The following is an 18,382-nucleotide window of genomic DNA, read 5'->3' as shown; positions in this document are numbered from 1 at the left end:
ATTCATGACGGACGGAATTCTAGATGTGCTCAGCGCGCTGACATATGTTTTCATTGTGCTGCTTGGGTTCGGGCTGGCCGCAGTCGTCATTCTGTTTGTCATTGATGTCAGTCAGAAACAGGATGCCGTGCGACGAAACTATCCTGTCATCGGACGCTTCCGCCACATATTTTCGACGCTGGGCGAATTCTTCCGGCAATATTTCTTCGCCATGGACCGGGAGGAAATGCCGTTTAACCGCGCTGAGCGAGAGTGGACCGCAAGAGCCAGCAAAGGGGCTGGTAACACGATTGCATTCGGTTCGACCAAAAACCTCGATCCGCCGGGGACGCCGATTTTCATCAATTGTGCCTTTCCCAAGCTTGAAACCGATTCAGCAGAAACAACGGCATGTGTCATTGGGGAAGATGTGAAGCATCCTTTCAAAGCGAAATCCTTTTTCAATATTTCAGCGATGAGCTTCGGAGCTTTGTCGGTCCCTGCGGTACAAGCGCTATCCCATGGCGCGAAAATGGCCGGATGCTGGCTGAACACCGGCGAGGGTGGCCTGTCGCCGTTTCACCTTGAGGGTGGTTGCGACATTGTCTTTCAAATCGGCACAGCGAAATATGGCGTCCGCAATCCGGATGGCAGTTTAAGCGATGACAAGCTGCGGGAAGTGGCCGCACATGAGACCGTACGGATGTTCGAAATTAAACTGTCCCAGGGCGCCAAGCCAGGGAAGGGCGGTATATTGCCTGCGGCGAAGGTGAACAAGATGATCGCGGATATTAGAGGTATTGCCGAAGGAGAGCCCAGTATCTCGCCCAACCGGCATCCGGAGATCGACAATGTCGATGAGCTGCTCGACTTCATACACCATGTGCGAGACGTGACGGGCAAGCCGACCGGCATAAAGGCTGTTGTTGGCGCTTATGGCTGGTTGGAAGAACTCTGTGAGGCAATCCACAAACGTGGCATTGCGAGTGCTCCTGATTTTTTCGCGCTGGATGGCGGGGATGGCGGTACCGGCGCAGCGCCGATGCCTCTGATGGACAATGTCGGACTGCAGTTGAAGGAAAGCCTGCCGATGCTCTCTGATATATTGCACAAATATGGTCTGAGGGACCGAGTCAAAATCATTGCGTCGGGAAAGCGGATCACGCCAACCAGTGTCGCTTGGGCCCTTTGCGCAGGAGCTGATTTTGTCAACACGGCGCGCGGCTTCATGTTCTCGCTAGGCTGTATCCAGTCCCTCAAATGCAATAAGAATACCTGTCCGACCGGGATCACTACGCACAATCCGCGTTTGCAAAGGGGGCTAGCTCCGCAGGACAAGAAAGTGAAAGTAGCCAATTACTGTAAGAATATCGTCCATGAGGTAGAGGTCATCGCGCATAGTTGTGGCGTTGACGAGCCGCGACAATTGGATCGAAAACATGTCCGCATCGTTCAGGACACGGGAAAGTCGATACCGTTTGACGAACTCTATCCAAGGCCCGATATTTTGGAGCAATACAGGCCATCTATGGAAACAATTGGATAAAAGATATTGAGTCTGGACGAGCTTCGCATAGGATTGACGATAAGCACAATGCGCCCCGTTTTTTGAGAGGAACAAGATTATGAAGAACCTACTGATGGCTACTGCGTCGATTGCAATGCTGGGGATGGCCGTCCCTGCTGCTGCCGAGCACCATAAGAAAGACGGTATGGAAATGGCCGACGCCAGTCTGCATGCGATATTGGCGCATGAGCGCCGCGCGAAGGACAAAGCACGGGATGTTTATCGGCATCCTTCAGAGACGCTCAAATTTTTTGGCGTGAAACCAACTTACACGGTTGCGGAATATGCGCCCGGCGGCGGTTGGTACACAAAGGTTTTGGCTCCCTATCTGGCTGAAAAGGGGCAATATATTGGAGTGAATTACAATGTCGATCCGCTCCCCTTCCCGGAGGATCGCAAAGTTGAGATGGCCAAATGGAGTGCGACTTTCCCCGCCAAAATTGCCGAAATGACTGGACTTTCGGCCGATAAATTCAAAGCTCTGAGAACCAATGAAGTCACAGACGAAATGGCGGGCACCGTTGATTTCATATTCATTCCCCGGATGATGCATAATCTGATGCGCTGGAACGCGACCGACAACGAAATCAAAGCGCTGCGCAAGTTGTTGAAGGAAGACGGCACGATCGGCATTGTGCAGCATCGAGCCAAGGACGATGCACCCTTTGGCTATGCGAATGGTGGTCGCGGATATCTTCGAACCGATACGGTTGTGAATATTATGGAGACCCATGGTTTCGAGCTGGTCAAACAGTCTGAGATCAATGCCAACCCTGCTGACACTGCGAATTATCCCAAAGGTGTTTGGACGCTGCCGCCGCGTTTTGCAGAAGGCGACGTCGACAAAGCAAAATATGCCGCAATCGGTGAATCCGACCGGATGACATTATTGTTTAAGAAGCTTCCCTAAACCGCTAACAGGGCCGCTATGACCAATTTATGCGTAGCGGCCCTGCAGCTGCCCTTGGGTGGCGATGAACAGACGAATATCGACGCCGTCGGCGACTTGGTCGCCGCAGCGGCCGAGCGGGGCGCACAGATCGTTCTTCCACCGGAATTGTTTGCCGGGCCTTATTTTTGCAAAACCGAAGATGAAGCACTTTTTGCGCTAGCCCAGCCTGCGGGAAAAAGCGCTTCGGTGCTCGCCATGCAAAAGCTCGCGAAACAAGTTGGAGTCGCGATTCCGGCTAGCTTTTTTGAACGTGACGGCCCTCATCACTACAATAGTGTTGCGATGATTGATCCAGAGGGCGAGGTCAGGGGCATCTATCGGAAAAGCCATATTCCTGACGGTCCCGGCTATGAGGAAAAATTCTACTTTCGTCCCGGGAATTCAGGCTTCAAGGTCTGGAATGTGTTCGGTACCAAAATCGGTATCGGGATATGCTGGGATCAATGGTATCCGGAAACCGCGCGCGCAATGGCCTTGATGGGCGCCGAAATTTTATTCTATCCGACCGCCATCGGTTCCGAACCCTATGACACGGATCTCGACACCAGCCGCATGTGGCGTCGTGCGATGCAGGGGCATGCGGTGAGCAACTGCATGCCGATCGTTGCCAGCAATCGTATCGGTTCGGAAGACGGGCAATGCTTCTATGGGCATAGTTTCATCGCAAATGAATGGGGAGATCTCGTCGTTGAATATGGTGCGGAAGAAACTGGTGTTCTGGTTGCTTCATTCGATCTCGACCAGGCGCGCAAGCATCGCGCAGGCATGGGCTTCTTCCGAGATCGCCGACCGGAGCTTTACGGACGCCTGGTTGAGGACGTATAGGCAGGCGATGCGAAATTGGTTCTCTAGTTTGACCGGAATGTCGGTGTTGGTGATGATATCCGTCGCAACACCCGCGATGGGCCAAGCCGATTTCATCGTCGAATATGAATCCGGAATGGTGGCGGCTTCGCCGCGCATCGCCGCACCGCCCAAGCCAAAGTCACAATTTACAGTCAATCACTACATCGAACTGGACCGGCCGCTCGATTTCGGAGAACATTTTTGGGATGAGAGCTACGCGCAGACTAACGGCGCACGGGGAACAGCGCAAATCGTAGTCGATCTGGAGGCGGAACAGCTTTATGTCTACCGCGCAGGTATAGAAATTGCGCGGACCAAAGTCACCCGTGGCTGGGAAAAATATGACACGCCCACTGGTGTCTTTCCTATCCTGGAAAAAGATGCCGACCATTATAGCAGCACCTATAATAACGCGCCGATGCCCTATAATTTGCGGCTGACCTGGAAAGGTGTGGCGATACACGGGGCAGATGTGGATGGGGTGTCGGCGACCCATGGCTGTATCGGAGTGCCACTTGAATTCGCACGGAAGCTATTTGCCAATGTGCGTAAGGGCGACAAGGTTTTGGTCACGCGCAATTGGCAGAGACAAGTTTATCGGTAATCAGGTGCTCGCTTAGAAGTGGCCTCGACACAGTTATTGGCTCAAAGACTGTGCCAGACGGAAAACATCCTCGAACATCTCAACGGTTAACCGCTTCGTATTCACATTATACCGGCTGCAATGGTAGCTATCGAGCAAGATCCGCCCGTCCGGCAGGTCATGTTTTGCGCCATGGGCAAATTTATAGGTTGCCAGCTTCGCTCCGGACAAGCGGATGATACTGTCATGGGCAATCTTCCCGAGCGCCAAAATGACCGTCAGTTCGGGTAAGCCTTTCAGCGCTTTGGCTAGATAGGGGCGGCAGTTTTCGATTTCTGCAGCCGTTGGTTTATTCTCTGGTGGCAAGCATTTGACCGCATTGAGGATTATTGCACCGCGCAATGCAATCCCATCATCCGGATCGTTGCGGAACGTCCCATCGACAAAGCCAAATTTGGTCAAAGTCGCAAAAAGCAGCTCCCCGGAGGCATCACCTGTGAACGGCCTGCCGGTCCGGTTCGCGCCCTCTTTGCCAGGGGCAAGGCCTACGACGGCCAGCGAGGCTCCGGGGTCACCAAAAGCGGGAACCGGGGCGTTCCACCACTTGGGTTCTTCGGCGCGTAACGATTTGCGAAGCGCGACAAGCCTCGGACAGCGTCGGCAGGCCTTTGGGGCTTCTGCATTGGGAAGAGGCGAAAAAGAAAGGGGGCCATGATCGCTCACAGCCCCCGCCTAAATTCAAACGGACTTTTCGTCCAGATGATTAGTCTTTCAGTTCAGCTGGAACGATGCCACCTGCAGCTGCGATTTGGTTCATGACCTGCTTGTGCAACAAAATATTGTCTTCGGCAGAACCACTATAATCTGCATTGCCCAATTCCTGGGCCAGCTCTTTACGGTTGCCATAGCTGGCGTCGATTTGAACCAGTTTCATGAGATCGACAATCGAGTTGCGCCAGTTCAATTTGTCCGAACCTGGAATGCTGTCGAGCCGCGCAGCAACGTCTACTTCGCTAATTGCAGCGCGTTCTGCCGCAACGGGCGCCGCCTCAGCAGCTGGTTCTGCTGCTTTGGCTTCTCCGCCAAAAATGGCGCTCTTAATTTTACCAAAAATGCTCATATCTTACTCCTCTAGATTTTGGGGTGCCTTTCCGATTGGCAAATGCCTGGCTACGCCCTTGAGTGTCATGTCGGTCTTATCGGTCATGGAGTCAATTGCCCTTCTTCTCCATTCACGCTTATACGCCAGCAACATCGTGTAAACACTCGTAAAACCATGCGTTGGACGGTTTCTAGCCCGAAAATATGCTAAGGCATGTGCAACCGAAGAATCACAGCATGCCGTGTTGGCAAAGAAGGAGAGCGACGATGAATATTTTGGATGTTTTGCAACAGTCAGGCGGCATTGGAACGATGGCCAAGGAATTGGGTATCAACGAGAGCGTTGCCGAAGCCGGCGCTGCGGCTTTGCTTCCAGCGATTTTGGGTGGATTTAAGAAAACGACACAAGCGCAGCCAAGTGGCCTTGAGGGCCTGGGCGGATTGCTTGGACAGCTAGGCGGAGGCGGACTGCTTGATAGCGTACTTGGTTCTCAGCCTACTCCAGTCGAGCAGGGCAATCAGGTGCTTGGCCAGATATTCGGCTCCAAAGAAGTCAGTCGCACTGTTGCCGCCGGAGCGGAGCAGCAAACCGGAATCGGAAGCGATGTTCTGAAGAAGATGTTGCCAGTGGTTGCGATGATGGTTGCAGGTTACATGGCTAAGCAAGGCGGCGATAGTGCAGACAGCGGCGGTGGTATCGGTGGCCTAATCGGCGGACTGCTTGGCGGCGGCAGCAAAGCGTCATCAGGCGGATTGGGTGGACTGGGTTCACTGCTTGACCTGAATGGGGACGGTAATCCGCTGGACGATATTATTGGTATGGCCGGAAAATTGGTCCGTTAAAATACAACACGGAAAGAAGGATATAGATTATGAGCATGCTCGAAAAAGTGATGGATATGTTGCCTGAAAATTTCAGCATTGATGAAATTGCAGAGAAAGCCGGAATGACCGCTGATGAAGCGAAAAAAGGCGGAGAAGCTTTGTTCGCAAAATTGAGCGACGGCAGCACCGACAAGATGACAGCGGTCAAGGAAGCCGCTGCAGAAGCTGGTATTGATGCTGACAAGCTTCAGGGACTCTTACCAGCGCTGGCCGAAAAAGCCGGTCTTGATGGTGAAGGCGGCTTGATGGACAAGTTGACCGGCGACGAAGGCCTGCTTGGAAAAGTGTCGGGTTTTCTAGACCGGGATGGTGATGGAAATCCGATTAACGACATCACCAATATGGCGAAGGGCTTCTTCAAAAAATAAGCCTGAAATCGAACTAAACGGTGTCCTTCAGCGCTTCCAGCCTGAGGACACCGTCTTCCACGGCGACAACCTTGGCGTTGGCGCCTTTTTTCATGTCCGCGCCTTTTGCCGGCCATTCGCCATCAGCGACTTTTACCCGTCCACTCGTGGCTGAAACTGCCTCCACGATGGTAACCGTTTGCCCGACCAATTGGGCGGACCGATTGTTGAGCAACGGGTTTTCACTTTTGACATCGTGGGTCAAATACCAGCGCCGTCCGCCAAGGACCGCCAAGACAGTCGACAGGCCAAATGCCGTCAGTTGACCGGCTATCGTCAAATCGATGAACAGCGAGAGCAGTCCAGTGACCGCTGCAGCCGCAGCCACCCAAATCAGGAAGACGCCGGGAACAAATAGCTCGGCCAATGCGAGCAACGCAGCGATCCCAAGCCAGACATATTCAGGATTGTTGATCGTCAAATCATCCATGTCTCATACTCCCCTCAGCCGATGTCATGTATCTTGGTTGTCAAAGGGGCCCTTGCGTGGAGGAGGTGAAAAGGCTTGGCTATCCTCGCCGAGTGCCTCTTTTGCCAAAGCGCCGATGCCGCCTAATGTACCGATAAGCTGCGTGGCTTCGACCGGGAACAAGATCGTTTTGGCGTTGGGTGATGTCGCGAATTTCTCTACCGCCTTCACATAATCCTGCGCGACAAAATAGTTGATTGCCTGAGCATTGCCGGTGGCAATAGCCTGGGATACCATTTCGGTGGCTTTCGCTTCTGCCTGGGCTTCGCGTTCGCGGGCCTCTGCATCGCGAAAGGCTGCTTCCTTGCGGCCTTCTGCCTGCAAAATTTGACCTTCTTTTTCGCCTTCGGACCGCAGGATTTCTGATGCTCGTGCACCCTCTGCGTCCAGGATATTGGCGCGTTTTTCACGTTCCGCCTTCATTTGCCGCGCCATCGCATTGATAATATCTTGCGGTGGCCGGATGTCCTTGATTTCCACACGGGTTATCTTGATGCCCCAAGGGGTTGTTGCGTCGTCGATGACGGTCAGCAGCCGGCCGTTGATCTCGTCGCGCTTTGACAATGTTTCATCAAGATCCATTGATCCCATGACGGTGCGGAGGTTGGTGGTCACTAGATTGAGGATCGCGTTGTATAGATCATTGACCTCATATGCCGCTTTCGCTGCATCCAGCACCTGAAAGAAGACCACGCCATCGGTGGAGATCATCGCATTGTCTTTGGTGATGATTTCCTGACCCGGAATGTCCAGAACCTGCTCCATCATGTTGACCTTGCGGCCAACACGGTAGAGAAATGCTGGAAAGAAATTAAACCCGGGTTGCGCCGTTGATGTGAAGCGGCCAAAATATTCAATTGTATATTGATAGCCCTGCCGAACTATCTTGATGCTCGCGAAAAGATATATAATGGTGACCAAAAGCACCAGCATTAGTAGTGGAATACCCATTTTTATTCTCCTCAGCGAACTGTCTCATTATCATTGATTATTTGCAGGACAATGCCAAGGGAAAAGCGAATTTTTCGCACAAGTTGAGGGGTTACAGTTGTAATGCGCATGATTGCTGTCTTGATATTTATAAGCTTCGCCATTCCAGGAGCGGCGCATGCGCAGGCGATCAGCGAGGCTGATTTGCTCGGGCATATCGAGGTTTTGGCAAGTGATGCGTTTGAAGGGCGGGCCCCCGGCACTGCTGGCGAGAATAAGACCGTTAATTATATCGCTACCCAATGGGCCTTGGCCGGTCTTAAACCAGCAGGAGAAAGCGGCTCTTGGTATGCACCAGTGCCATTGGTGGAGCGCACGCCAACGCGTTCCCGGATAAGTTTTTTGAACGAGAGCCGCGGAAAAACGCTGCGGATGAAACAGGATCAAATCATTCTGCGCAGCCGAGATCGGTCTTTCGATCATTCCAATATTCCGGTTGTCTTTGCCGGCTATGCAGGCTCAACTCTTGCGGTGGCTGGAAAGCTGGTGCTCCTGCCGCGTAAGCCTCCCGCGGATAGCGATGGCTTGCCGGACTATAGAAACCGCAAGCTTCAATTGATCCAGCAAGGAGCGGTCGGAGTGATCGCTATCATTGAAGAGCAAAAGCGCTGGCCAAGATTTCGCCGGTTCTTTGAGCGAGGCTCTACCGGCTTGGCCTATCCGGGCAATCACGCGGCGCTCGAAGGATTGATCAGCTTTGATCAATTTAGGAAGCTTGTCAGGCAATCGGACCACAACGCCAAACAATTGATCGCCGAGCGAGCTGCAATCTCAATTGTCAAATTGGGATTGAGCGCGGATGCGCTGGTGGAGACCCAGTTGCGCTCTTACACGTCCCATAATGTGATCGGAAAGATTGCCGGCACCAACCCGAAAAGCGGTGCATTGTTATTCATGGGGCATTGGGATCATTTTGGTGAATGCCGCATCGAAGATCCTTTGGAGCCTGAGAAAGACCGTATCTGCAATGGCGCGGTCGACAATGCCAGTGGCATATCACTGCTGATTGAAACGGCAAAACGCTTGTCCGGCGACGCGCCGGAAAGAGATATCTATTATCTTGCTACCACCGCGGAAGAAAAGGGATTGCTCGGCGCGCGGGCGTTTGTGAACAGTCCGCCGATAGCGCTCCAGAAATTTAAGCTGGTCTTTAACGCAGACACGATTGCTCTTTCCGATGACGGAGAGAAGATCGCGGTCATTGGTCTGGGCCAGGCAGGACCAGATTCGGATATTGAAATTGTGGCGAAGCGGGAAGGGCGTCAGATTGATCGCACGGGGAATGCGGATGTCTATGTCAAACGTCAGGACGGTTATGTTTTTCTAGAGCGCGATATCCCGGCATATATGATTACCAGCGCTTTTGCTGACGAAGAGCGGCTCGAAGCCTTTATCAACGGCCCCTATCATGACGTTAGCGATGAAGTGAACGACACGCTTGAACTGACGGGAGCGGCGGCCGACGCCAATTTCCATGTCGCGCTCGGGCGTTATTTTTCATCTACCGCGACATATCCGGGAAAAGTAACTAGCGGTTCTGCCGATAACTGATTACATGGGCCGCCACAGAATCACATTCAAGACATCGGAAAGTGGCGACCATGAGCAGGCCAGGCAAACAAAAAGAAATTCAATTGGGACTGACCTTTGATGATGTCCTGCTGCGGCCTGCCGCATCCGAGATTGTCCCGAGCCAGGCCAATACAAAAACCAACCTGACGAAATTAATCGGTCTGAATATACCGATCCTCTCCTCGGCCATGGATACGGTCACAGAGGCGGATATGGCGATCGTCATGGCGCAAATGGGCGGTATTGGTGTGTTGCACCGCAATCTGACCCTGGATCAACAGATCGCTGCCGTACGGCAAGTGAAGCGCTTTGAATCGGGCATGGTGGTCAATCCGATTACGATTGAGCCGGATGCTACATTGGCAGAAGCGCAGGCGACGATGGAGCAGAACCGGATCTCCGGCATCCCCGTCGTCGAAAAATCAGGCAAATTGGTGGGCATTCTGACCAACCGCGATGTGCGTTTCGCCGAAAATCCGAAGCAATTGATTTCCGAGCTGATGACCAAAGACAATCTGGCCACGGTTCCGGCTGGCGTTAGCCAGGAAGAAGCGCGGCGGACATTGCACCAGCGGCGTATCGAAAAATTGCTTGTGGTGGATAATGATTATCGCTGTGTGGGCCTGATTACGGTCAAGGATATCGAAAAAGCCGTGACCTATCCCAATGCGACAAAAGATGAATCGGGTCGATTGCGGGTTGCAGCAGCATCAACCGTGGGGGAAAGCGGACTAGAACGCACCCAAGCGTTGATCGATGCGGAATGTGATCTGATCGTGGTCGACACTGCTCATGGCCATAGTGCGATGGTCGCGCGGGCTGTTGAAGAAATCAAGAAACGGTCAAACGGCACCCAGATCATTGCTGGCAATGTGGCGACCGCTGCCGCCACGCGGGCGCTGATTGATGCCGGGGCAGACGGTATCAAGGTCGGTATCGGACCGGGTTCGATCTGCACCACGCGAGTCGTGGCCGGCGTTGGCGTGCCTCAGCTGACGGCGATTATGGATTGTTCGGAAGAAGCCGACAAATCAGGCGTTCCTGTAATTGCCGATGGCGGTTTGCGGACATCGGGAGACGTTGCCAAGGCCTTGGCCGCCGGCGCCTCAGCCGTGATGATCGGATCCTTGCTTGCCGGGACTGAAGAAGCGCCGGGCGAGACTTTTCTCTATCAGGGCCGTGCGTATAAAAGCTATCGCGGCATGGGGTCGGTTGGCGCGATGGCGCGTGGATCGGCTGACCGCTATTTCCAGCAAGATATCACTGACCAGATGAAATTGGTACCAGAGGGCATTGAAGGCCAAGTGCCCTTCAAAGGCCCAGCGCGCGATGTCATTCATCAACTGGTCGGTGGCGTGAAAGCGGCGATGGGCTACACCGGCTCAGCGACACTGGAAGATTTGCGCGAACGGGCCGAATTTGTCCGGATCACCAATGCCGGCCTTCAAGAAAGCCATGTTCATGACGTTGCGATCACCAGAGAAGCGCCGAACTATCCAACCCGATAGAAGCTCTCGAGCCGTCGCGTGATTGAGGCCAAGATATTCTTGCTGATGTTTGTCTGGCCTATAGGACAAGCGGAAGATAGCCCCGTTTGGGTCAGCAATGCCCATCTGACAATGGAAGACTGTGAAGCGAACGCTATGAAACTGAAGCCCAAACTTATGTTGAAATATGGTGCTGGTTCCCGGGTCGCGCATTATTGTGTCCGTTCAGACGATCGCATGAAGGAATGATCCCTTCGGCACGGATGCAGGCGGCCATGGAACTGCTCGATTGGATCATCGCGGCGGCTCGCGACAATGGCGCATCTGCGGACAATATCACGAAAAAATATTTCAAAGAGCGGCGCTATGCTGGATCGGGAGATCGCCGCGCCATTCGTGAGCATCTCTATGCCGCGATCCGTCGTTGGGGCGACAGGCCGGAAAACGGCCGGCAAGCGATGATCGGTCTCGTCGCCGAAAATCCGGAACTGGCCGAGTTTTTTGATGGTTCCAAATATGGCGCTGCGGCCATCCAGGCCGATGAACCCGCCGCCTCTGGCGCGCAAATACCCGAATGGTTGATCACCAAATTTTCCGGTTTGATCGACGACCAGGAAAAGAGCGCTTTGTTCGATCGTGCGCCATTGCATGTCCGGGTGAATGGGCATCGATCCACTGATTTGGAAGTGAAATCCGCGTGGCCGGAAGCCAAAGCCTTAGCTCTGCCCAATGCTTATGAGCTGCCGGCTGGAACGCAGTTGGAGGATAAGAAGCTCTTTCGCGAAGGAGCTATCGAAATCCAGGACCTTGGCAGCCAGGCGATCGCGATGGCCGGCGCCGCCACTAAACCGCAATTGGCGCTTGATCTCTGTGCCGGGGCCGGTGGGAAAACGCTTGCCTTGTCCGCGATGTTGCCCTCAGCGAGTAAAATTATCGCGGCGGATACGGATCGTGGACGATTGAGCCGCATTGATCCTCGCAAGCGAAGAGCCAGCGCGCGCAATATCGAGACAATTTTGTTGGCGCCCGGTAAGGAAATCGAAGCGCTGGATCATCTGAAAGGACAGTGCGACCTTGTGCTGATCGATGCGCCTTGCAGCGGAACAGGAACGTGGCGGCGGAACCCCGAGCTACGCTGGCGGATGTCGCCAAAACGGCTCACCCACACCACAGAATTGCAGCAACGGTTGATGGAACTGGGCAGCGAGATGGTGAAACCCGGTGGACGGCTGGTCTACGCGGTTTGTTCATTGCTTGATGCGGAAGGCGGCGAGCAGGCAGAAGCGTTTTTGAGCAAGTACCCGCAATGGCAAGAAATATCGATTGATTTGCCGATTGGTCGTCCATATCGTAAAGGCACTCTTCTTTCACCGCATCATGACGGAACGGATGGCTTCTATTTTACATGCCTCGAAAAATTGTGATTGCAAAACATGTTAAGCCAGCATGCAGATGACGCTGGCTATGCTCGCGAGAGTTTATTGGAGCTGATTATGCGCTTTTCCCCGGCGGTTGCCGCTTTGTCCCTTGTTCTCGCGACTGTTTCCAGCGCGAGCTTTGGCCAGTCACCTGATGTCGAAATCAAACAGGGCTCGGTAAAATATATGCAATTGGGCGAGGCAGCGCAAAAACGCGGTGAACTTGATCTTGCAGCAGATCTCTATGAAACATCATTGGTCGTGGACCCCCGGAACGGGTCGGCTTTCATTGCCTTAGCTCAGATCGCACGAGTTCAAAAACTGCCAGGCAAGGCTATTCGGCTATATCGCGAAGCGCTCATTCTGGACCCGAATAATCTTGATGCTTTGGCGGGACAGGGCGAGGCTCTCATCCAGCGCGGTGCGCTAGAGAAAGCCCGCGTGAACCTCTCGCGAATTGAATCCTTGTGCCGGTCACGCTGTTCGCAAAATGATCAGCTCGCATCCGCGATCACGATTGCGGAGAAAAAACCGGTCCTGTCAGCTGAGGCCGTCACGCCAAAGCCCAAAATTGGTGATGAAGAACCGGACGCAGAAACGCCCTGATAGTTTAGATTTGCACGCGATTCAAAAGCCGTAGACCAGAGTCGCGCGGCTGAGCGTATCGGTTTTTATGCGGCCAATGGGCGGATTGGTTTCATGCTCGACTGTATAAGAGAGGCGAGCAGATAGTGAACCAAGCAGCTTGGCATCGAGCGCCGTCGTCGAAACAAAAGTGTTCGTATCTGAGGCGATCGTGGCGCTTGCGCTCTCGGTGAGTTTCAGATTGTCTGAAATTTGCCAACCGAAATCAAGCCCGGCAAGTCCGGAGATACTGCTGTCCGATCCGCCATTGGTGAAATTGGTTTTCCGCCATGCAGGGCCAGCCTTTACATCCAGCGAGATATCCTCTTCCGCAATTACGGCATAGCCGAGTCCGCCGGAGAGCGTATAGCGAGAGGAGAAACCTTGAAACCGGTCACGTTCATATTGGGCGAGGCCATAAGCATATAGGCGCTCGTTAAATTTGTAATTGGGTTCGATCGACGCCCCAAACTGCTCGCGGGTGGTGATACCATTGCTGCGTTGATAGTCGGCAAAAGCACGAAGCTTCACGCGCCATTTTATAGCGTCTTTGGTGAGCTTGATGCCGCCACTGATACCTGTGTTGCTGCTGTTTCCTGTGGACCGGAAGGCCCCCAATTCTCCTTCGCCGCTCCAGTTGCTGAAAAATCCAGCCTCTTGCTTGGCTCTCGTTTCCGCCGCAACAAGTTGAGTTTTTTCAGCGGTATAAGCAGCAAACAGGGCGTCAATCTCGGCGATATCATCCGGATTTGTGGCCTTGGCCAATTTTACAACAGTTTGAACGTCTGCATCATTTTTTGAAGCGATAGCACTGTCTATCATTGCCTTAACCGGCTCGGGTAAGGTTGCTTGAGCCGCTGTCGCAGACAAGAGCGCGACTGCAGACGCGCCGCTAAAAAACTTATATAACATATTGAGAACCCGCCACTTTGAGATCTAAATTAGCGGCTCAAATTCCTTCAAAACCGCGCGATAAAGGTCCCTTTTGAACGGAACAATCATGTCTGGCAAGCTGGCGGGGTCGGTCCATTTCCAATTTGTAAACTCGGCATGTTCGGTGTGAATATCGATGTTTTGGTCTTCGCCGGTGAACCGCATAAGGAACCAGCTTTGCCGCTGGCCACGATATTTGCCTTTCCAAATTTTGCCGAGCAATTCGTTGGGAAGGTCGTAGAGATATTCTTCTTTGGTACGGGCAATGATTTGGACATGATCAGATATGACGCCGGTCTCTTCCCATAATTCTCTTATGGCCGCTGCTTCGGCTTTTTCGCCTTTGTCTATCCCGCCTTGCGGCATTTGCCAGGCGTCAGGATATTTGCTGTCAGCCGCATCCAGACGTTGACCGACGAACACTTGTCCTCCCCGGTTTGCCAACATGATGCCCGCGCAAGGGCGATATGGGAGTTTGCCGAAATCGTTCATAGATTGGCGAGCAGTGTTTTCCAGGCTGCAATCATCTTGTCTACGTCCTGGGCAGCCGATGGCACAGCTTTGCGGATATTGATGAAGCCGTGCACATTCCCTGCCATTTCCAGGAAGGTCGTGTCTATTCCGTGGCGGATCAAATCGGCAGCATATTCGCGGCCTTGGTCGCGCAGCGGATCGAGTCCTGCTGTAACCAGCACCGTTGGCGGCGAAAGGGCAAGGTCACCCAGATAAGGTGATACGTGAATGTCATCATCCTTCGGCGCATATTGGGCGTCGAAATATTCCATGCTTTCTTTGGTTAGCAGAAAACCTTCGGCAAACTCGTCCATCGATCCGCCTTCTGCATCCATGCGGGTCGCAGGATACATCGGGAATTGTGCGATGACCGGAACGGAAGTTGGTTCAGCTGCTAGCGCTTGACCAACGACTAAGGCTAGATTGCCCCCCGCGCTATCGCCGCATGGGATCAGGCCGCTAATGTTTAGCTTTAGCTGTCCCTGGTTGTCCGCAACCCAGCGCGTTGCGGCTAGGCTGTCTTGCGGTGCCGCAGGGAAGGGTGCCTCTGGAGCGAGCCGATAATCAACGGCCACGACCGGCAGATCCATTTCCCGCGAGATATAGGTGCAGAAACTATGATGTGATTCGAGGTCGCCAATCACAAAGCCGCCGCCATGGTAGAAGATGATGACGGGCGTTTCCGTACTCCGCTCGGCCTGGCTATCGTATAGGCGCAGTGCGATGTCGCCGGCTGGGCCGGGGCACGTGAAATTTTCGATGCGCGGGATTTCGACCGCGTCTGCTTCCAGCATTGTCGCCATGACATTGTACATTTCCCGCGCCGCTGCGGGTTCAACCTCCGACATTTGCGGTTGGTCTGACTGAGCCAACATCGTCAAAATCATTTGCACATCGGGGCGTACGTAAGCGTCAGTCATCTCTCTTCTCCAACTTGTTAACTGATCGACTAGATCAGGCCGCGCTTACTAGGCAAGCGCTAATCCGGACGTGTTGCCCAAACAAATACTTTATCCCTATTAGTTTTTGTGGTTTGAAGTCGGTTGCATTGCTGCTCTAGAGCGGGTTGCGTAATAATAAGCAAAGGCACGGAAAACCAACTATGGCCACCGCAGTAAAGCAGGAAGAACCGAATAGTCCCAAACCCGACGGCGCCGAAAATGTCGTCGTCCGTTTCGCGGGCGATAGCGGCGACGGGATGCAGTTGACCGGAGGGCAGTTCACCCTGTCGACGGCATTGGCGGGTAGTGATCTTGCAACTTTCCCAGATTTTCCCGCTGAAATTCGGGCGCCACAAGGAACGCTTTTCGGCGTTTCCGCGTTTCAGATCAATTTTGGTTCACGCGCGATTGAAACCGCTGGCGACGAACCGGACGTGCTGATCGCGATGAACCCGGCGGCTTTGAAAACCAATGTCGATGCTTTGCGCGCCGGTGGTTTGATCATCGCCGATGCTGGCGAATTCGGCAAACGGAACCTCGATAAAGCGAAATATGAGAATAACCCGCTGGAAGACGGTTCCTTGGCGAAATGGCAATTGCTGAAGCTGGATATTTCTGCGCTGACCCTCGAGGCGGTGAAACCGTTCGGATTGGGCAATAAAGAAGCCCTGCGATGCAAGAATATGTGGACGCTGGGACTAGCCCTCTGGATGTTTGAGCGTGACCGGCAACCGATTGTTGATTGGTTGAAAGGCAAATTTGCAAAACTGCCGGATGTGGCGGATGCGAATATCGCGGCACTGAACGCCGGCCATGCCTATGGCGAAACTGCGGAATTGTCTGGTGATGGTCTCGGCAGCGGTCATTTGACCACGCGTAAAGTTGGCGCTGCGCCGTCTGCACCCGGCGAATATCGGACGGTTACCGGCGCGGAAGCCTTGTCGCTTGGTTTGGTTGCTGGCGCGCAATTGGCAGGTCTGCCGATGTTCTTTGGCGGCTATCCGATTACGCCTGCTTCGGCGATCCTCCACCATCTTTCGCGCTTGAAAGAATTTGGCGTGACGACATTTCAGGCGGAAGACGAGATTGCGGCTATCGCAGCGGCGATCGGTGCTAGCTATGCCGGCAAATTGGGCATTACCTCATCATCCGGACCCGGCATCGCGCTGAAAGGCGAGGCGATGGGCCTGGCAATTATGACCGAGCTTCCTTTGGTGATCATCAATTCACAGCGCGGCGGACCTTCGACAGGGCTGCCAACCAAGACAGAGCAATCCGATCTGTACCAAGCCGTCTATGGCCGGAACGGCGACGCGCCGATGCCGGTCATTTCTGCGCGTTCACCCAGCGATGCCTTTGAATGTGCGATAGAGGCGGTGCGGATTGCGGTGCAATATATGACACCCGTGATGTTGCTCACCGATGGCTATATTGCCAATGCGGCAGAGCCCTGGAAAATTCCTGACGTTGATGGTCTGGAGCCGTTCCCGACCAGCTTCCTCGAAACCATGCCAGAAGGCGGCCTGAAACCCTATAGCCGTGACGAGAAGCTGGCGCGGCCATGGATTAAGCCCGGCACGCCAGAATTGATGCATCGCATTGGTGGTATCGAAAAAGGCATTGATACCGGTCATATTGATTATGGCGCGGCCAATCACCAGAAAATGACTGAAATCCGGCGAGACAAGGTCTTGGGCGTTGCTGATAGCATCCCGGATCAGGATGTCGCTTTGGGCAAGGCTGGCGGCAAGCTCGCGGTTGTCGGATGGGGCTCGACCTTCGGGCCGATCCATCAAGCGGTTCGCCGGGCCGTAGGTGAGGGCAAAGACGTCGCTCATATCCACATCAGGAACATCTGGCCGATGCCGAAAAATCTCGGCGAGTTGCTGAAGAGCTATGACCGGGTGATCGTGCCGGAAATGAACACCGGACAGCTGAAAACGGTCTTGCGCGATCAATATCTGGTCGATGCCAAACCGGTGAACAAAGTATCGGGACAGCCTTTTACCATTGCCGAAATTGAGACGGCGATCGAGGAGAATCTCTCATGAACGAGATGACAAAAATCACGACCACGTTGAAGGACTGGGAAACCGATCAGGAAGTACGTTGGTGTCCCGGTTGTGGCGATTATGCCATATTAAAGGCCGTACAGCGGACGATGCCTGCCTTGGGTGCTGATCCGTCCAATACGGTCTTTGTCAGCGGTATTGGCTGCTCCTCGCGCTTTCCATATTATATGGAGACCTATGGCTTCCACACGATCCATGGTCGCGCGCCTGCCGTTGCGACCGGCGTCAAGCTGGCCAATCCGGAGCTGGATGTCTGGATCATCACCGGTGATGGTGATGCGCTCTCCATTGGCGGCAATCATACCATGCATCTTTTGCGCCGCAATCTCGATTGCCAGGTGATGCTGTTCAACAATGAAATCTACGGCCTGACCAAGGGGCAATATTCGCCGACCAGCCGAGAAGGTACACAGAGCCCATCGACGCCTTACGGCTCGGTAGACCGTCCCGCATCGCCTTGTGCTTTTGCGCTTGGCGCCGGTGCACGCTTCGTTGCGCGCGGTATCGATATTCACAAAGGCTTGCCTGATGTTCTCAAGGCAGCCCATGCTCATAAAGGCACGTCTTTCATCGAGATTTTCCAGAATTGCATCGTCTATAATAAAGATGTGTTTGAGGAATTTGCGGCCAAGAAGACCGCCGCCGACACGCAGTTGCACTTGCTGGATGGCGAGCCGATGCTGTTCGGCAAGGGCACCAAAGGTATCAGCCTCAACCGCAAGACGCTGCAGCTGGAAGTTGTGGATGTTGTCGACGGCGACTGGGAATCTGCCGATGTCATCGTGCATGACGTGACCAATCGTTCGGTTGCGCATATGCTGATCGAAATGCAATTTGGTGAATTCCCGATGGCATTGGGCGTGCTTTATGACGATCCGCGTCCCACATTCGAAGCGGCTGTCGTGGCTCAGAATGCATCGGCAGCGGCTGGCAAAAAGCCGGATTTGCAGGGATTGCTGAGCAAAGGGCAGACTTGGACGGTGACAGAGGATGGGCCGGAACTGTAAAGTTTAGGAACTCGCACGAAGACACAAAGCCACTAA

Annotated in this window: 19 protein-coding genes; 12 read left to right on the top strand and 7 right to left on the bottom strand. The window is 53.7% G+C overall.

Features of this window, described 5'->3' with window-relative positions:
* Positions 1-4: 4 nt before the first annotated feature.
* From ABJV08_RS14010 to ABJV08_RS13995, 4 genes are all read left to right on the top strand, one after another.
* Positions 5-1,525 (top strand): FMN-binding glutamate synthase family protein, encoded by a 1,521-nt coding sequence (locus ABJV08_RS14010; protein WP_348039636.1) that lies wholly within the window; start codon positions 5-7, stop codon positions 1,523-1,525.
* A 79-nt stretch (positions 1,526-1,604) separates the two neighbouring features.
* Positions 1,605-2,456, top strand: coding sequence for a methyltransferase (locus tag ABJV08_RS14005; RefSeq protein WP_348039637.1), 852 nt, complete (start codon positions 1,605-1,607; stop codon positions 2,454-2,456).
* A gap of 18 nt (positions 2,457-2,474) precedes the next feature.
* Complete coding sequence (aguB, locus tag ABJV08_RS14000) at positions 2,475-3,323, top strand: N-carbamoylputrescine amidase (RefSeq protein WP_348039638.1); 849 nt, start codon at positions 2,475-2,477, stop codon at positions 3,321-3,323.
* Between the two features lie 7 nt (positions 3,324-3,330).
* Positions 3,331-3,948: a L,D-transpeptidase family protein gene (locus tag ABJV08_RS13995; protein WP_348039639.1), complete on the top strand. Its 618-nt coding sequence runs from the start codon at positions 3,331-3,333 to the stop codon at positions 3,946-3,948.
* A gap of 33 nt (positions 3,949-3,981) precedes the next feature.
* Here ABJV08_RS13995 and ABJV08_RS13990 read toward each other — a convergent pair whose 3' ends face one another.
* Positions 3,982-4,650, bottom strand: coding sequence for a uracil-DNA glycosylase (locus tag ABJV08_RS13990; protein ID WP_348039640.1), 669 nt, complete (start codon positions 4,648-4,650; stop codon positions 3,982-3,984).
* 40 nt (positions 4,651-4,690) lie between these two features.
* Positions 4,691-5,047, bottom strand: coding sequence for a DUF3597 domain-containing protein (locus tag ABJV08_RS13985; RefSeq protein ID WP_348039641.1), 357 nt, complete (start codon positions 5,045-5,047; stop codon positions 4,691-4,693).
* A 248-nt stretch (positions 5,048-5,295) separates the two neighbouring features.
* Here ABJV08_RS13985 and ABJV08_RS13980 point away from each other — a divergent pair, with 248 nt between their 5' ends.
* Together ABJV08_RS13980 and ABJV08_RS13975 are read left to right on the top strand one after the other, a co-directional pair.
* Positions 5,296-5,871, top strand: coding sequence for a DUF937 domain-containing protein (locus ABJV08_RS13980; RefSeq protein WP_348039642.1), 576 nt, complete (start codon positions 5,296-5,298; stop codon positions 5,869-5,871).
* Between the two features lie 29 nt (positions 5,872-5,900).
* On the top strand, positions 5,901-6,281 hold the full coding sequence (locus ABJV08_RS13975) for a hypothetical protein (protein WP_348039643.1): 381 nt from the start codon (positions 5,901-5,903) through the stop codon (positions 6,279-6,281).
* Between the two features lie 13 nt (positions 6,282-6,294).
* Here the strand turns inward: ABJV08_RS13975 and ABJV08_RS13970 are convergent, their stop codons facing one another.
* Positions 6,295-6,750, bottom strand: a complete 456-nt coding sequence (locus ABJV08_RS13970) for an NfeD family protein (RefSeq protein ID WP_348039644.1) — start codon at positions 6,748-6,750, stop codon at positions 6,295-6,297.
* Positions 6,751-6,774: 24 nt separating this feature from the next.
* Positions 6,775-7,740: an SPFH domain-containing protein gene (locus tag ABJV08_RS13965; protein WP_348039645.1), complete on the bottom strand. Its 966-nt coding sequence runs from the start codon at positions 7,738-7,740 to the stop codon at positions 6,775-6,777.
* A 102-nt stretch (positions 7,741-7,842) separates the two neighbouring features.
* Between ABJV08_RS13965 and ABJV08_RS13960 the strand changes: the two genes are divergently transcribed.
* The 4 genes from ABJV08_RS13960 (at position 7,843) to ABJV08_RS13945 (ending at position 12,862) form a co-directional block, all read left to right on the top strand.
* Positions 7,843-9,330, top strand: coding sequence for a M28 family peptidase (locus ABJV08_RS13960; protein WP_348052473.1), 1,488 nt, complete (start codon positions 7,843-7,845; stop codon positions 9,328-9,330).
* A 50-nt stretch (positions 9,331-9,380) separates the two neighbouring features.
* Complete coding sequence (gene guaB / locus ABJV08_RS13955; RefSeq protein WP_348039647.1) at positions 9,381-10,859, top strand: IMP dehydrogenase; 1,479 nt, start codon at positions 9,381-9,383, stop codon at positions 10,857-10,859.
* 224 nt (positions 10,860-11,083) lie between these two features.
* Positions 11,084-12,262, top strand: a complete 1,179-nt coding sequence (locus tag ABJV08_RS13950; RefSeq protein ID WP_348039648.1) for an RsmB/NOP family class I SAM-dependent RNA methyltransferase — start codon at positions 11,084-11,086, stop codon at positions 12,260-12,262.
* Positions 12,263-12,331: 69 nt separating this feature from the next.
* On the top strand, positions 12,332-12,862 hold the full coding sequence (locus ABJV08_RS13945) for a tetratricopeptide repeat protein (RefSeq protein ID WP_348039649.1): 531 nt from the start codon (positions 12,332-12,334) through the stop codon (positions 12,860-12,862).
* A gap of 21 nt (positions 12,863-12,883) precedes the next feature.
* Here ABJV08_RS13945 and ABJV08_RS13940 read toward each other — a convergent pair whose 3' ends face one another.
* The 3 genes from ABJV08_RS13940 to ABJV08_RS13930 form a co-directional block, all read right to left on the bottom strand.
* Positions 12,884-13,702 (bottom strand): DUF481 domain-containing protein, encoded by an 819-nt coding sequence (locus tag ABJV08_RS13940; protein ID WP_348039650.1) that lies wholly within the window; start codon positions 13,700-13,702, stop codon positions 12,884-12,886.
* A 114-nt stretch (positions 13,703-13,816) separates the two neighbouring features.
* Complete coding sequence (locus ABJV08_RS13935; RefSeq protein WP_348039651.1) at positions 13,817-14,305, bottom strand: RNA pyrophosphohydrolase; 489 nt, start codon at positions 14,303-14,305, stop codon at positions 13,817-13,819.
* On the bottom strand, positions 14,302-15,246 hold the full coding sequence (locus ABJV08_RS13930) for an alpha/beta hydrolase (protein ID WP_348039652.1): 945 nt from the start codon (positions 15,244-15,246) through the stop codon (positions 14,302-14,304). Before ABJV08_RS13930 ends, ABJV08_RS13935 begins: the two co-directional genes overlap by 4 nt.
* Positions 15,247-15,428: 182 nt before the next feature.
* On the opposite strand from ABJV08_RS13930, the gene ABJV08_RS13925 reads away from it, so the two are divergent.
* Both ABJV08_RS13925 and ABJV08_RS13920 read left to right on the top strand, forming a co-directional pair.
* Positions 15,429-17,318 (top strand): 2-oxoacid:acceptor oxidoreductase subunit alpha, encoded by a 1,890-nt coding sequence (locus ABJV08_RS13925; RefSeq protein ID WP_348039653.1) that lies wholly within the window; start codon positions 15,429-15,431, stop codon positions 17,316-17,318.
* Positions 17,315-18,346, top strand: a complete 1,032-nt coding sequence (locus tag ABJV08_RS13920) for a 2-oxoacid:ferredoxin oxidoreductase subunit beta (RefSeq protein WP_348039654.1) — start codon at positions 17,315-17,317, stop codon at positions 18,344-18,346. Before ABJV08_RS13925 ends, ABJV08_RS13920 begins: the two co-directional genes overlap by 4 nt.
* Positions 18,347-18,382: the final 36 nt, after the last annotated feature.

Origin of the sequence: Parasphingorhabdus sp., from assembly GCF_039982395.1 — a bacterium.
Lineage (GTDB): Bacteria > Pseudomonadota > Alphaproteobacteria > Sphingomonadales > Sphingomonadaceae > Parasphingorhabdus.
The sequence above is the reverse complement of the archived record's forward strand: the minus strand, read 5'-3'. Positions and strand labels throughout refer to the sequence as shown.